Annotated in this window: 12 protein-coding genes; 8 read left to right on the top strand and 4 right to left on the bottom strand. The window is 64.6% G+C overall.

From position 1 onward, the window contains the following. From QHF89_RS19395 to QHF89_RS19385, 3 genes are all read left to right on the top strand, one after another. Positions 1-1,419: rhomboid family intramembrane serine protease (locus tag QHF89_RS19395; protein ID WP_284720693.1), on the top strand; the 1,419-nt coding region annotated here is incomplete at its 5' end. Positions 1,420-1,578: 159 nt separating this feature from the next. After that, positions 1,579-2,034: a nuclear transport factor 2 family protein gene (locus QHF89_RS19390; RefSeq protein ID WP_136968985.1), complete on the top strand. Its 456-nt coding sequence runs from the start codon at positions 1,579-1,581 to the stop codon at positions 2,032-2,034. A 298-nt stretch (positions 2,035-2,332) separates the two neighbouring features. After that, entirely contained in the window at positions 2,333-2,746 is a 414-nt protein-coding gene (locus tag QHF89_RS19385) for a hypothetical protein (RefSeq protein WP_136968986.1), read from the top strand. Positions 2,747-2,785: 39 nt separating this feature from the next. Here the strand turns inward: QHF89_RS19385 and QHF89_RS19380 are convergent, their stop codons facing one another. The 4 genes from QHF89_RS19380 to QHF89_RS19365 all read right to left on the bottom strand — a co-directional run bounded on the left by QHF89_RS19380 (position 2,786) and on the right by QHF89_RS19365 (position 5,731). After that, positions 2,786-3,238, bottom strand: a complete 453-nt coding sequence (locus QHF89_RS19380; protein WP_284720692.1) for a GNAT family N-acetyltransferase — start codon at positions 3,236-3,238, stop codon at positions 2,786-2,788. 429 nt (positions 3,239-3,667) lie between these two features. Next, a complete protein-coding gene (locus tag QHF89_RS19375; RefSeq protein WP_136968988.1) occupies positions 3,668-4,183 on the bottom strand; it encodes an acyl carrier protein in 516 nt (171 codons plus the stop codon). Positions 4,184-4,187: 4 nt separating this feature from the next. Continuing rightward, positions 4,188-4,835 carry a hypothetical protein gene (locus QHF89_RS19370; protein ID WP_284720691.1) on the bottom strand — a complete coding sequence of 216 codons (648 nt, stop codon included), beginning with the start codon at positions 4,833-4,835 and terminating at the stop codon, positions 4,188-4,190. A gap of 50 nt (positions 4,836-4,885) precedes the next feature. After that, entirely contained in the window at positions 4,886-5,731 is an 846-nt protein-coding gene (locus tag QHF89_RS19365; RefSeq protein ID WP_136968990.1) for a transposase, read from the bottom strand. Positions 5,732-5,879: 148 nt separating this feature from the next. On the opposite strand from QHF89_RS19365, the gene QHF89_RS19360 reads away from it, so the two are divergent. The 5 genes from QHF89_RS19360 to QHF89_RS19340 all read left to right on the top strand — a co-directional run bounded on the left by QHF89_RS19360 (position 5,880) and on the right by QHF89_RS19340 (position 9,932). Further along, the gene (locus QHF89_RS19360; protein WP_136968991.1) at positions 5,880-6,773 is read left to right on the top strand and encodes a sigma-70 family RNA polymerase sigma factor; all 894 of its coding nucleotides are present in this window, start codon (positions 5,880-5,882) and stop codon (positions 6,771-6,773) included. Between the two features lie 87 nt (positions 6,774-6,860). Then, on the top strand, positions 6,861-7,157 hold the full coding sequence (locus QHF89_RS19355; protein ID WP_136968992.1) for a helix-turn-helix domain-containing protein: 297 nt from the start codon (positions 6,861-6,863) through the stop codon (positions 7,155-7,157). A gap of 567 nt (positions 7,158-7,724) precedes the next feature. Then, positions 7,725-8,246, top strand: coding sequence for a hypothetical protein (locus QHF89_RS19350; RefSeq protein ID WP_136968993.1), 522 nt, complete (start codon positions 7,725-7,727; stop codon positions 8,244-8,246). A 266-nt stretch (positions 8,247-8,512) separates the two neighbouring features. Beyond that, positions 8,513-8,776 (top strand): helix-turn-helix domain-containing protein, encoded by a 264-nt coding sequence (locus QHF89_RS19345; RefSeq protein WP_136968994.1) that lies wholly within the window; start codon positions 8,513-8,515, stop codon positions 8,774-8,776. 124 nt (positions 8,777-8,900) lie between these two features. Beyond that, entirely contained in the window at positions 8,901-9,932 is a 1,032-nt protein-coding gene (locus QHF89_RS19340) for a TolB-like translocation protein (RefSeq protein ID WP_136968995.1), read from the top strand. Positions 9,933-10,630 lie beyond the last annotated feature (698 nt).

The following is a 10,630-nucleotide window of genomic DNA, read 5'->3' as shown; positions in this document are numbered from 1 at the left end:
ATGGCGAAACAGGTGGTCACGATGGCGAAACAGGTGGTCACGATGGCGAAACAGGTGGTCACGATGCCGCGAAACAGGTGGTCACGATGCCGCGAAACGGGTGGTCACGATCGCGCGAAATTCGCACACGCAGCGCACCCGTATTTGAAAACGCGCCCGCCGCTCGACGAAATCATCGGCTACACGCAGCTCCCGCTGCTCGCCGAAAAACCGCGCCCCGAGAAGGCCCCGGACGACGAGGAAGCGTTGGCGCGGCAGCAGCAGCACTTCGATGAGCTCGGCCTCTCCGTGCAGAAAACGATCGACGCATTCCCCACGCGCCGCTTCGGCTACGTGCCTGCGCGCGGGGACGTGCTCGGGCTCGTGACACACCCGTTCCTCCACGGCGGCTGGCTGCACCTCTTGTTCAACCTCTGGTTCCTCTGGCTCTGCGGCTGCAACATGGAGGACCGATGGGGCCGCGCCGTCTACGGCCCGTTTTACGTCGCAGCGGGCATCGTCGCCGCGCTCGTGCACAAACTCTTGGGAGGCTCGCCGAACGTCCCCCTCATCGGCGCTTCGGGCGCCATCGCCGGCGCCTTGGGCGCGTTCCTCGTCGCGTTCGCCACGACGCGCATCCGCTTCGTCACCTTCCTCCGCCTACGCCCCATCTTCTTCACGGCGCCTGCGTACGTCATGCTCCCGCTCTGGCTCGCCTTGCAGATCACCTATTTGATGCTCGCGCCGCGCAACGGCGTCGCCTACGCGGCGCACGTAGGAGGCTTCGTGTTCGGCGTCGTCGTCGCAGGGGTCCTGCGCTTGAGCGGCGTCGAGAAGAAGCTCGACGACGCCGTCGAACAGAGCGTGACGACAATGCAAGATCCACGCATCGTCGAGGCCTCGGACCTCATCACGCAAGGCCGCGCCGCCGAGGCGCTCGTGCTCCTCGACGAGCTCCACGCAGAGATGCCTTCGAGTATCGACGTGCAACTCGAGATCCTGCGGGCCACGAAAATGCTCGGCCAGAGAGCACGCGAGATGGCGGCCTACGCTCGGCTCATGCAGCTCTACGTCCGCGCGGGCGAGGCCGATGGGGCGATCGCGCTCTTCCGCGAGCTGCGCGCCGAGAAGCGGCTCCTCGAGCTGCCAGCCGCGACGCTCATGCAGATGGGACAGATGCTCGATGGCGCCGGTTTTCCGCGCGACGCGACGGACGCGTACGAGGCGGTGCACCGGAACAACGCAGAGACCCTCTTGGCCGTGAAGGCGATCCTCGCGCACGCAAAAATCGCCACGCGCCTCGGGGCAATCGAGGAGGCGCGCGCGCTCTTCACCGCGGCGCGCGAGTCGCCTTTCTCGACGAAGGAGCTCGACGACGCGGCCCTCGTCGAGCTCGAGGCGCTCGATCAACACGAGCCCGCTAAGTCCGAGGAAATCTAGGTCAAACAATGTCCAAACGGCCGGCTTTTCATGTGCCGCGTGCGCCATGGACAGTGCTATCCTATCGATATCTCGCGCGCAGCACCCGTTCTGGATGGCGCATGACCGCGCTGGTTGTCATGCGCGTCGGCGCCGCGGGATGATGTCATGAGGTGACCCATGTCCCAAAACGCTGATTTCAGCCCAAAGTTCGAGATCCACGAGCTCGTCGCCAGGTTCGCCGATCTCGTGAACCGCAAGGCGATGAATGAAATGCACCACCTCCTCACGCCGAACGCGGTGCTCGACATCCCCGGCCATCACGTCGCCGGCCGTGCCAACATCGTCACGTTCCTGGCCGACATCCTGAACAAGTGGAGCACCATCATTCAGGCGGTCCACTCCGGCACCGTCGAGCTCGTTCCGAACACGCACCCCCAGCGGGCCACGGGGCGCTGGTACCTGAGCGAGTTCGGCGTGCTGGAGGGCGTCGACACCAACGTGGGCGGCGTCTACAGCGATGAATACGTGCGGACGGCGAGCGGATTCCGGTTCACCCGGCGTCGGTTCGATCTCCTTTACATGCGCTCCGGGACGAGCGTCACGGCCCAGCCGTTCCCCTCCGACCTGCCCTGAAGAGCCTGCCGAGCGCCGGCATCGAGCCATTGCGCCGCGTATGTCGAGCGGGTTGGGCGCGGATGACATGAGGGCCACTCTTCAAGCTGCACGAAATGCGCCTGGGTCGGATCCGGGGCCGAGGCCCGCGTGCAGCCGAACACGACGGACGGATGGTTCCGTTCCTGGTCCGCACGCCCGATGGCCTCGGCCCTGGTATCTCCTGCCTCGCCGCGATTTGCATGGATCTCGTGTAGATCAACGCTACCCTATCGACGGGTCATGCGCTGGGATATCGGCGCAACGTCGAGAGGTTCTCATGTCCTTTTCCACCAACTGCGTCATGTGCACCATAGGTCATTTTCTCGACGCCGGCAGCTATGGCGCGGCTGGCAGGACCGACGGAATGGACGGGCCGCCTTATGACGAGGAGGGCGTCAGCATGCTCCTCCTGCGCTGCGGCCTCAGCCAGTACGGCACGTTTCAGCGATTCGGTACGTTCGACAATGCGTGCAGCTACATGCTCCAGCATGCCGGAGAGTATGCGCTCGGCATGCACGGCGCCGGCATGGGGCACATGATCGCGGTTGATTCCCACAGCGGGATGCTCGAGTTCACCGACGCGCAAGCCGGCACGAATGGCGCTCCGACGCCCACGGGGGCATGTTGCGTCTGGCGGGTGGATCCCGCCATGGGAAAACTCGTCGGAGGCTTGAAAGGGCTCCACATCTAGCGGGGGAGCTCGGTTAGCGGGGGAGCTCGGTCGACCGGTTCAGCGACGCACCACGAGCTCCATGTCACACCGATCGAGCCCGGGCTGATAGAAATCTTCGATTCGTTGCAGGAGCCTGAACCCGCGCCGCGCATAAAAATCCATGGTCAGGTGGCTCGTATCGATGCGCACGAGTTCGATCTCGGGCATGTCCGCGAGCCAGGCGAGCCGGCCCTCGGTGAGCGCCTTCCCATACCCCTGCCCGTGCAACGACGAATGAACGAGGCCCCACGTCAACGCCGCCACGCGCGGGTCTTCTCTCGTGGGTGCGAGCCCCCCGCACCCGACGACGGCGCCGTCGTCGTCGCAGATCACGACATAACGGCCCGGCAAGTCGTCGAGGAAGCGCCCGAATCGCTCGCGCTCCTCGACCGAAAAGAACCACGGGGTGTTGCTGTCAAACGCGGCGAGGCATGCCGCCCGATCCTCCGGTCGATAGTCACGCAGCTTCATCACTTCCTCTCGTGCGGGCCTTGACCGCTGACCTTCGCTGGTAGGTCGAGACGGTCGCACGGGAGCCGCGTGCGAGTCAATGTCGCCGCCGAGCCCGAAAGTTCGATGCCGTGCCCTGGCACCCCGTAGGCCCAGGTTTGTCCCTTCCCCCACGGGGTTTGCCCGCGCATCTTGGACGATCTTCAATAGGATTTGCATGGTTCCTCCGGTCACGGGCGGACGTCTTGCGGGGTGCTCGGCGTGGCCCTCCGGGTGCTCGGCGCGGTCGTGCTCGACGGCGCAGCCCTCGGGGCGCTCTCGACACTCGGCGCGGTCGTTCTCGATGGCGCAGCCCTTCGGATTGCACCGACGTTCTCGGGGCGGTCGTGCTCGACGGCACGGGACTCAGGAGACCAGGAAGGTGCTCCCCTTGTTCCCGCGGTCATCGCTTCATTCGGTTCGCGGCTTTTTCCTCGCCTTGCGGCGAGCCTCGTAACGTTCCATGCGCTCGTAAATGGGCTGCATGCGCGCCAAGATCGCCGCGTCGATCGCGTTGATCACATCTTCCATCCGGCGATCAAATTCGACCCCGTAGCCCGAGGGCACTTGTACGGGGAAACCAAACGTCTCCTCCTGGGTCCTTTCCCAGCGAAGGGGGGTGCCGTGCCTCTTGAGGAGCACGTGGAGGCTGCGGAACGCGTTTTTCAGTGCATCCATCGAGTCGACGCCGTATGCGAAAAGCGGAGCGTCCTTATCAAGACGAAGGTCTTCGATCTGGGTCAGATCAAGCCCCTCGATTTGAAGTGCGCATCTCCAAGTTTCCCCATGGGAGCTTTTGATGGGGTCGGGTTCCGGGCACCCAATGCGAACGACAACCCGGCCCGGTACGTCGAGTCGCGTGTATTCACGTTCGGCGATCCACGAAGGCGGCAGGTTTTTCACAGGGGTCTTCGACTTGGCTTTCATGCGTTCACCATCTCCCGAACTTTTCATTACACCAGCCTCTCTTGTGTTGTTCGCTCTCAGGCCCCTTTCCCCAGCACGGGCTGCCGCGATGTCCCTCGCCGATCGAGCGACAAAACTCCTCCCACATATATTTGCCCCCCGCAGCGGCGTCGAGGCAGCGATTCAGGCTCGGCGGCGGCCTCCTCCGAGTCGCCTCGATGACCTCGTCGCCGATCGCCACCGCGATCATAAACACGATCGTCACCCCGGCCGCTTCGATGATGATGGGGGCCAGCTTGACCACCACCACCACGATGACGAGGACATTGCCGGCGAGCCCCCGCGCCGCGTTCGTCTGGCCGAGCGGCTGCGACATCCACGTCAGCAAAAGCTCCGGCGGCATCTCCATCGCCCGGAGCGCCGCCCGCGTGCACCCATCGAAATCGGCATTGTACACGTCCGACTTCACAGAGACCGCCCGCCCCTCTTCGTCGACCTTCACGTCATAGTCAAACTCGAAGCTTCGTCCACCCAGGTCTCCGCCGTACTCCTCGACGCACCATCGCAGGCGCGCGATGGTTTTGTTCGGCGCGTGTGGCCCTTCGACGATCGGCGCCTGTTTCAGCGGGGGATATTCGATATTGCTCGCACAGCCAAACGCGACAACCGCCATCGTCAGGCACGCGAAAAACATCCCCTCGATCCAGACGTTGACCTTCGACATTATCTCTCCCTCCCCCGTCGCTCGGCCGCCGCTGGCAGAGAAGGATACTGGCTTAGAACACCGAAGAGCAAGTTTTGTGAGCCTGCCCCGCCACGCTTACGGGCGACGCGTATCCACATTTCGAGCGCGTCGATCTGCCGTAAGAGCTCGCCGATCGCCTCTGCTTTCTGTTCCCGATCGGTCCAGTCGATGTCGAGCCCGGCTTTGATGCTCGGCGCGAGAAACACCGGCGCGCCGGCGCACGCCGCGATTTCCTCCGCCCTGCGCTCGAGCAGCACGGCGGCGCCACGCAAGAGCTTGAAGGCCGCATGCCCGAGCAAATTGAAGGTGGCTTCGACACGGCCCACGCCTTCGAGCGGGCGCGAGTCGATCGCCAACCGAAGCGTCTTGGATAGCTTCTTCCAGTCGAAAGCCTGGGTTTCCTTCGCAAGCTCGACGGTGCGCGCGAGGAGCCTCCGATCCATATCGTGCTTGCTCAACCGTTGGCGGAAATCATGCAGGGTCCCCTGCGCGAATGCAGGCCGCGTAGCGCCGAGCATGCCGAGCACGAGCTGCCATCGCTGATCGAACCTCATGTTGTCAATCGCCTCGGCATCCGACGCGCCGGTATATGCCTGCAACAGGAGGACCATGCACAGGAGCGCCGTTGGCACCGGCGTTTTGCCTTCTCCGGTGTCACGGTACATGGCGGCGAGCTCGTCCTGGAAGGCGCCGTCGAAGAGCCTCTCGCGGTTCAACCGCAAGAAGGCAAACATCCGCCTTCGTTTGCCCAGGTGGTCGAGCATCGCCTGCTCTTCCTGGGTGATCATGGTGCTCGGATTCCAGCTACGTACGGAGGTCGACATGAGGATCCCTCGATCGGCTGGGCAAGCCTGCGCAGTGGATCACGTCAGTGAAGGTTTGTCGATCCCGTTTGCACAAGTAGCTGAAACTGCGTGTATATTCGAACTGATCGGCACTCTAGAGAGTGCCACGCTCCGGTATCTGGATGCTATGGCCGCGGTGGTTCGCTCGGTCGGGGTCGATTCGGCGCATGAGATGGATATCGTCCATCATGCATTCTTGCTCGCCTGTCGCAAGCCCAAAGCAGAGCGACCCGATCCATACGACGAAGAAGCGTTCGGCGCATGGCTGAACGCGGTCGCGAAATACGCGGCCCTGACGAACCGCAAGGACGCAACCCGCTCGCGGGAAGTCGCGACGCCTACGGAGGAGATCGTGCGCGCAATCGATGCCCGTGGCGCGCACGTCGAGAACTACGAGGCGAGGAGCGACGCGTCCAGGATATTCGAGCGTCTGAGCCATGACGATGGCTCCCTGCTCCACGAGCATTTTTACGAGGGGACGACGATCAAAGAACTCGCCGCGGAGCGCGGTGTGGCGTGGGCGACGATGCGGGAGCGGATGGATAACGTCACCCATCGGGCGCGCATTGTGGTGAACGAGCCTGCGGCGCGGCCGAAACGTCGCCGTCGGCGCCGGATCGGTGCCATTCCGCTGGCCCTGTTTGGCCTGGTCGCCCGCGAGGCGCGCGCGCAGGTGGGCTCGTTCTGGACACGGTGGGTCGGGTCTCTTCGCCGCACCCCTGCTCGTTTCATCGGAAGCCTTGGCACGGCAGCCGCAATCTTCACGGGCACGCCGCACCTCGGGTCGTGCGCAGGCGAAGAGCGTGCATTCGCTGCTCGCGCGGATTGCATGGAAGGCCGAATCTCGGACGATCTCGCGCGGCATGCTGGCCTCGTAAAGTCGAGACCCAAGCCCCCCATCCCGGCAGAGGCCCCGAAGGTCACGAGTCCACGACCTCCGCCGGGGGGGCGCTACGAGGACCGCTCGCCGGCGCCCTGGATCCTCGCGAACGCGCTTCGGGACGCCGAGGCGACGAAGTAGCGCTTTTCAGTTTCGCGAAACACGACTCGTCGGCCTTGGGCGGCTTCGGTGTTGCCGCTCCTTGCAGCTCACGATGGAGGGACGGCCATGCCACGTCGACAAACGAACCATCCACTTCTCAGGGCACTTGGTGCGCACATTCGGAACGTGAGCCTCGATCGGCGGATGTCGCTGACCGACCTCGCTGACGCGAGCGGAGTCACGAAAGGCGCCTTGTCCAGTATCGAGAACGGGCGCGTCAACATGACGATCACGACCTGCGTGAAGATTGCCGTGGGCCTCGGCTTGCGGGTCGAAGACGTGTTTCCTGGCGGACTGGAGGTTCTGGTGGGGAGCGGTCAAGAAAGCGGACCGAGGAGCCATGTCCAAGAACGCGCCGGATGATGTAGAGAGCGGCGGAGATTACGAGTCGGAGGGGCTCTTCTACTATTGCGCGGCGGGACGGGCGTAGGTGTGGGACGGTTGCAGCGCCGTGCCACCCAACTGGATTTCGTATGTGCGGCGGATGGGCGAATCTACATGCGTGGTCGCCCGAAGCGGGGCCGACGTTGGTTCATCGGGCTGGCGCTCACTCGAAGAGAACTCGCACGGCTCGGTTATCGAAGCGTTCTGGCTTGGGCAATCACTGGAGACATTGCGCTCGGCAGCGATGGGCAGGTTTACGTATGGTGGAGCACGCTAGCGAATGCCTTCGAGGGGCGAGACCTGTTCGAAGGATACGAGTTGATGGGAGACGACGAGCACGATCCAACGATCCGCACGATGGCGTTCGAGGTCGAGCTCTATACGAAACGCTTACTGGAACGCTGCGCGACGAGAACGGCCCGACGAACACCGAACCGGCGGAGCGCGGGGGCTGGGCGCAGCCAGTCCGGTCTGCCAATCGGCCGGGGGCCACGACGCTAACAATGCAGCGGTGGACACCGAGCCGAGCTGATATCCTGACCACCGATGGCCGCCAACGAGGACGCGTTCCCCCACCGATTCGCCTTCGTCGTGCTGCACCCGGACACGCCGCTGCCCGACAAGGACGAGGTCGACGAGTTCTTCTGCCCAGGCTTCTGGAAGGGCCCGGACTTCAAAACTTTCAAGAGCAACTACTACTTCGACTGGCCGTCGCCGGGCGACTGGTACGAGCTGGACCTCGAGAAGCTCGACGAGGCGTCGGAGACGGTGGCGATCCTCCGCCTCGGTCGGGTGCGGGCCGGCGACGCGTGGACGGAGTTCCCGCTGTTCGACGACCCGATCGCGCCGTTCCTCGCGCGCCTGCGGGCCGGCGGCTACCCGCTGCTGCCGGGCGTCGACAGGGACCGCGGCTGGGCGCTGTCAAAGCTCGCGGTGTGGGCGTACGACCCGGACGACGTGGACGAGTTCCTGGCGACGGTGGAGCGATTCCTGGTGCGCATGGGCGGGGTGCTCATTGACCCGGAAGTGCTCGACGTCGCGGGCTTCCGCGTGCGGTTTGGGCGGTGATATCCCAGCGGACGGGTATCGAGCCGTCGTGCACGGCGGGGGTCCGCTGTCGCCCGCGTGGAGAACGGTAGCGACGGGGAGCTCGCCGAAGCGGCGCAGGCCGGCGGCGGCGGTGTCGCGAAGATGGGTGAAGATGGCCCAGATGTCGGGGGCCGTAGGGGTGGGCATCGGGGGTTTGGCTATTTCCGCGGTCGCCTCGCTTCAACCTCGGAGACCAGGCGGGTCATCGTGGTCAGGACAGCGTTCCCGCTGTCCTCTCGAACGATATGCAGCAACGCGTGCGCGGTGCGCTCGTCGCGTACGCGCAGGGGAAAGCCCAGCATGCCGTGGCGCAGGCGCTCGGGTATCCGCGTGGCTACGTGGCCGCGGTCTTCGAAGGCAAGCTGCACGTGACCGTCCACTTCGCGGGGCAGGTGGCCCGTGTGCTCGGGACGGATGTCAACGCGCGCGCGGGTGGGGCGGCGCAGGTCGGGGTGGGAGAGGCGGCGGCAGGTGCCTCCGAGGGGGCGGAGGCGCCGCCGAAGGTCTGACCGACCAACGAAGGCGGAGGGCGCACCACAGCGCCTCCCGAGCGTCGCCACTGCCGCCCAGCCGTTGGGCGGTCAAGGCTGGGCTCTGGCTCGACGTGACCGCCCGATCGCGATATGCGAACGCATGGATTCACGCGACGTCGCTGGCCTCTTGTTGTTGACCGTGGCTACGGCATGCGGCGCGCGCACGGCCCTGCCCTCGGATGGCAACGGCGCTGACGACGGCGCTGCCGGCAGCACGAGTTCGTCGAGCGGCGCGCCGTCGTGCACCCTCACCATCGACGCGACGGCGATCGTCACATCCCTCGTCGCCGAGGGCGAGCGCATCTACTACGTCTCGACCAAAGGGCGCGTGATGGCGGCGGATGCGGACACCGGCGCAACGACGCTGCTCGCGCAGATTCCCGCGCAGTTCCTCAACACCCCCATTGCGCTCGCGCTCGACGCAGACTCGCTCTACTTGACGTTCGCAGGCGAAAATGACAGCAGGCCCGATCTTTGGCGGATCCCGAAAGCAGGCGGGGTGCCCGAGCATATCGCGTCAGGCGCGATCGACAATGTCTTCGTCGACGAGACGGGGCTCTACTGGACCAATTACCTCCCCTACGAAGCCAAGCACGAAGTGTTTCGTCGACGGCCAGACGGCACGACGCTGTCTCTGGGCGTGATCGACGACAGCTATGACGAACTGCGAGGTATTTACCGCGGCACGCCCGGCCTCCTCGTATCGTCGCTGTCCGCGCTCGTCGCGTTCGACATCGAAGGCGCCGGCGCGACCACGCTCTCGGACGCCAAGCACGTCTCGTTTCCTTTCGAGCGCGACGGCGCGCTTTTCTTCAACGTCGGCTACGGCACGCCGCAAGGTTTACTTCGCGCTTCGCTCGACGGCACAATGGCGCAGCAGCTCTACGAAGGTCCCTTCGAGCGCGTCATCACCGACGGCGTCAGTTGGGTCTTCACCTCGCCGTTCGAACAGGAGCGTGACATCTTCGGCGCGTCCTATCCAGACGGCGAGCTGTCGTTCGTCTATCACAGCCCGACCTCCACCACGCTGCGCGCAGTGGCGCTGACGCCGACCCGTCTCGTGCTCGGGGCCGGGTATTGGGAGTTCGAAGTGGGCATTCAAAGCCTCTGTCGAGACGCGCTTGGGCTATGATCGGTCTGCTTTGTCGAGGGATTCTGTCCCGAGGCGCGTAGAGGACAGGGGCGACGAGGAGTTCGGCGAAGCGGTGGAGCAGAGGGGTGGCACGCCCATCGCCGGCATGCTATGGGCCGCCCCAATGGTCCTTACAACGCACGATATCAACCCCATCAGCTTGAGGCTGGCTCACTCGGTGCGCGTCGCCGCCCTTGCACTACTCCTCGCGGCTGGGTGCGGCAACGACCCAACAACGGACGGCTCCACTTCAACGGAACCCGCGCCGCAAGGAGTCGCAGCGTGGACGAACTGGAGTTGCAATACGTCAGGTTCGAACTACTGCTTCGCGACTTATAAGGAGCAATACTGGATCGAGTGTTACCCCGAGACGACCAATCCCTGTTGGTTCGGATCGAGTGAGCTGGGCGATGGCGACTCCTGTCCAGCCAATACCAAACCGGGATGTGGCTCCTGCCAAGAAGCATTTAAGCAATGTGCGAAAGAGTGGATTGAAAAGTAGCGACGACGCCCACTCGACGAATCACGAGGCCTCACGACATGCGCGTCGTCGTCCAGACGGTTGCCGAGGGGCTGCACGGTCATGAGGCGAACCCCGTGCCGCCGCCGAGCACGGCGGCACGCTGGACGGTCGTAAGTGCGGCCAGATATTCGTGATCCGGTCTGCCGACCCGAACCGGATCCGATTGGGCCGGTCC

It is taken from the genome of Polyangium sorediatum, assembly GCF_029946465.1.
In the GTDB taxonomy this organism is placed as follows: Bacteria; Myxococcota_A; Polyangia; order Polyangiales; family Polyangiaceae; genus Polyangium; species Polyangium fumosum.
Note: the sequence above shows the minus strand (reverse complement) of the source record. Positions and strands in the feature narration are given on the sequence as shown.

What these genes read in the sequence shown, in the direction of transcription:
- QHF89_RS19390 (WP_136968985.1), top strand. Translation starts at nt 1,579, where the DNA reads ATGTCCCAAAACGCTGATTTCAGCCCAAAGTTCGAGATCCACGAGCTC.
- QHF89_RS19385 (WP_136968986.1), top strand. Translation starts at nt 2,333, where the DNA reads ATGTCCTTTTCCACCAACTGCGTCATGTGCACCATAGGTCATTTTCTC.
- QHF89_RS19380 (WP_284720692.1), bottom strand. Translation starts at nt 3,238, where the DNA reads ATGAAGCTGCGTGACTATCGACCGGAGGATCGGGCGGCATGCCTCGCC.
- QHF89_RS19375 (WP_136968988.1), bottom strand. Translation starts at nt 4,183, where the DNA reads ATGAAAGCCAAGTCGAAGACCCCTGTGAAAAACCTGCCGCCTTCGTGG.
- QHF89_RS19370 (WP_284720691.1), bottom strand. Translation starts at nt 4,835, where the DNA reads ATGGCGGTTGTCGCGTTTGGCTGTGCGAGCAATATCGAATATCCCCCG.
- QHF89_RS19365 (WP_136968990.1), bottom strand. Translation starts at nt 5,731, where the DNA reads ATGTCGACCTCCGTACGTAGCTGGAATCCGAGCACCATGATCACCCAG.
- QHF89_RS19360 (WP_136968991.1), top strand. Translation starts at nt 5,880, where the DNA reads ATGGCCGCGGTGGTTCGCTCGGTCGGGGTCGATTCGGCGCATGAGATG.
- QHF89_RS19355 (WP_136968992.1), top strand. Translation starts at nt 6,861, where the DNA reads ATGCCACGTCGACAAACGAACCATCCACTTCTCAGGGCACTTGGTGCG.
- QHF89_RS19350 (WP_136968993.1), top strand. Translation starts at nt 7,725, where the DNA reads ATGGCCGCCAACGAGGACGCGTTCCCCCACCGATTCGCCTTCGTCGTG.
- QHF89_RS19345 (WP_136968994.1), top strand. Translation starts at nt 8,513, where the DNA reads ATGCAGCAACGCGTGCGCGGTGCGCTCGTCGCGTACGCGCAGGGGAAA.
- QHF89_RS19340 (WP_136968995.1), top strand. Translation starts at nt 8,901, where the DNA reads ATGGATTCACGCGACGTCGCTGGCCTCTTGTTGTTGACCGTGGCTACG.